General features: G+C 70.4%; 3 protein-coding genes and 1 pseudogene. 2 read left to right on the top strand and 2 right to left on the bottom strand.

Features of this window, described 5'->3' with window-relative positions; all coding sequences use genetic code 11:
• Both GRX66_RS18660 and GRX66_RS18655 read left to right on the top strand, forming a co-directional pair.
• Positions 1-405: DinB/UmuC family translesion DNA polymerase (locus GRX66_RS18660; protein WP_449271480.1), on the top strand; the 405-nt coding region annotated here is incomplete at its 5' end.
• A gap of 30 nt (positions 406-435) precedes the next feature.
• The gene (locus GRX66_RS18655; RefSeq protein WP_233745692.1) at positions 436-711 is read left to right on the top strand and encodes a hypothetical protein; all 276 of its coding nucleotides are present in this window, start codon (positions 436-438) and stop codon (positions 709-711) included.
• Positions 712-723: 12 nt separating this feature from the next.
• Here GRX66_RS18655 and GRX66_RS18650 read toward each other — a convergent pair whose 3' ends face one another.
• Entirely contained in the window at positions 724-1428 is a 705-nt protein-coding gene (locus GRX66_RS18650; protein WP_159527808.1) for an SDR family oxidoreductase, read from the bottom strand.
• A gap of 42 nt (positions 1429-1470) precedes the next feature.
• Positions 1471-1883 (bottom strand): annotated as a pseudogene (locus tag GRX66_RS18645) (triose-phosphate isomerase); the annotation flags it as partial.

Here is a 1883-nt window from a genome sequence, read left to right as displayed (position 1 = left end):
CTCGCCGAGGCCGTCGCGGACCGCGCCACCCGGAAGGACGCCTTCTACCGCACCATCGGCGTGAAGGTCGTGACGCCGCCGTACGACGTCCACACGCGAGCGCGCTCGCTGCCCGGCCCCGTCGACGACCCCGAGCTCGTCGACGACGTCACGCAGGACCTGCTGGGCGAGTTCGAGGACGAGTCCGTGCGGAAGGTCGGCGTGCGCGTCTCGAACCTGGATTTCTCCGAGCGCGAACAGGCCAGCCTCGACGGCTACGACAGCGAAGCCGTCGACGCCGGCGGGGACAGTGCGGCTGACTCGGACGCCGCTTCCGACAGCGACGAGGCCGACAGGAAGGGGGGCCGCGTCGGCGACGACTGGCGCGAGCAGCGCGGCCAGGTCTCCCTCGAGGACTTCGAGTAGGCTTTTGCGTCCGGGGCTCGACCGACCGCTGTGAACAAGCTTCCGTCCGTGGACGGCGATACCTGGAAGCTCGCCCCGCACGCCCACGTCATCGTCTACGAGGCGCTGGACGGCGGCGAACTCCTCACCATCTACGACTGCGGCGCCGCGCAAGCACCGCCGTCGGCGCAGATCGTCGGAAACCTCGTGCGCACGACCGCCGAGCACGAACTCGAACGCCAGCCCACGGGCTACATCGTGAAGGTACGGGAAGACGCCGTGCTCCACCGGCAGGACGACGACCACTACGTCATCGAAGCGCGGTGACGGCCACGCATCTCACACTGATTCAGTGAGGCCGCCGTCGACGCGGAGGTTCTGGCCGGTGACGTAGCTGGCGTCCGGCGAGACCAGGTACGCCACCGCGTCCGCGATTTCCTCGGTCGCAGCCGGCCGCCCCATCGGAATCTCCGCGCGGGTCTCGTCGTCGACCTCGTAGCTGTCCGTGAACCCGGGGAGCACCGCGTTCATCCGGATGTCGTCGCCGGCGTGCTGGTCGGCGTACAGCTTCGTGAAACTCCCGAGGCCCGCGCGCAGCACCGACGAGACGGGGAACTGCGCGCTCGGTTCGAACGCCGAGAACGTCGAGATGTTCACGATGGCGCCGCCGCCCCGCTCGCGCATCACCGGAGTGACGAGTCGCGCCATCCGCACGACGTTCAACAACACGAGGTCGAGGCCGTCGTGCCAGTCCGTGTCGCTGATGTCCAGTAGGTCCCCCGTGGCGGGGTGGCCGGTGTTGTTCACGACCGCGTCGATGCGGTCGTAGCGCTCCACGGCCGCTTCAACGAGCGCCGCGAGGTCGTCCGGGTCAGTCACCGACCCTTCGAACCCGACGCCCCCGAGTTCCTCGGCGACGTCGACTGCGGCGCCGGATTTCGACAACAGGACCGGCGTGTATCCGTCGTCGGCGAGGCGGCGCGCACACGCTTCCCCGATGCCGCGACCCGCCGCCGTCACGATGGCAACGCGTTCTGACTCCATGCGGGAACGTCGGCTGGGTCCGCGATAAAGTGTGGTGTCGCGTCAGGCCAGCGGTTCGACGAGGTCCTCCAGGGCCGCGCGCGGGTCGTCGGCTTTCGCGACGCCGCTGGCGAGCAGGACGCCGGTCGCGCCGAGGTCCCGCGCCGCAGCGAGGTCCTCGCCCGTGCTGATGCCCGCGCCGCAGTAGACGTCGACTGTCGGGTCGACGCGCTCGGCGGCGGCGACGGCGTCCTCGACGATGTCGGGGTCCGCCTGCGAGACGGGCGTTCCCGTGCCGATGAGTTCGGGCGGTTCGACGGCGACGGCGTCCGGGCCGAGCGCCGCGGCCGCCGCGACCTGCTCGGGGTTGTTCGCGCACACGACGGTGTCGAGACGACGCGGTCGGCGGCCGTCAGGCTGCCGTCGATGTCGGCGAGTTTGCGGCGGTGCTCGCTGTGATTCAGCAGCGTGCCGAC

It is taken from the genome of Halobacterium bonnevillei (genome assembly GCF_009831555.1).
GTDB lineage: Archaea > Halobacteriota > Halobacteria > Halobacteriales > Halobacteriaceae > Halobacterium > Halobacterium bonnevillei.
Note: the sequence above shows the minus strand (reverse complement) of the source record. Positions and strands in the feature narration are given on the sequence as shown.

What these genes read in the sequence shown, in the direction of transcription:
- GRX66_RS18650 (WP_159527808.1), bottom strand. Translation starts at nt 1,428, where the DNA reads ATGGAGTCAGAACGCGTTGCCATCGTGACGGCGGCGGGTCGCGGCATC.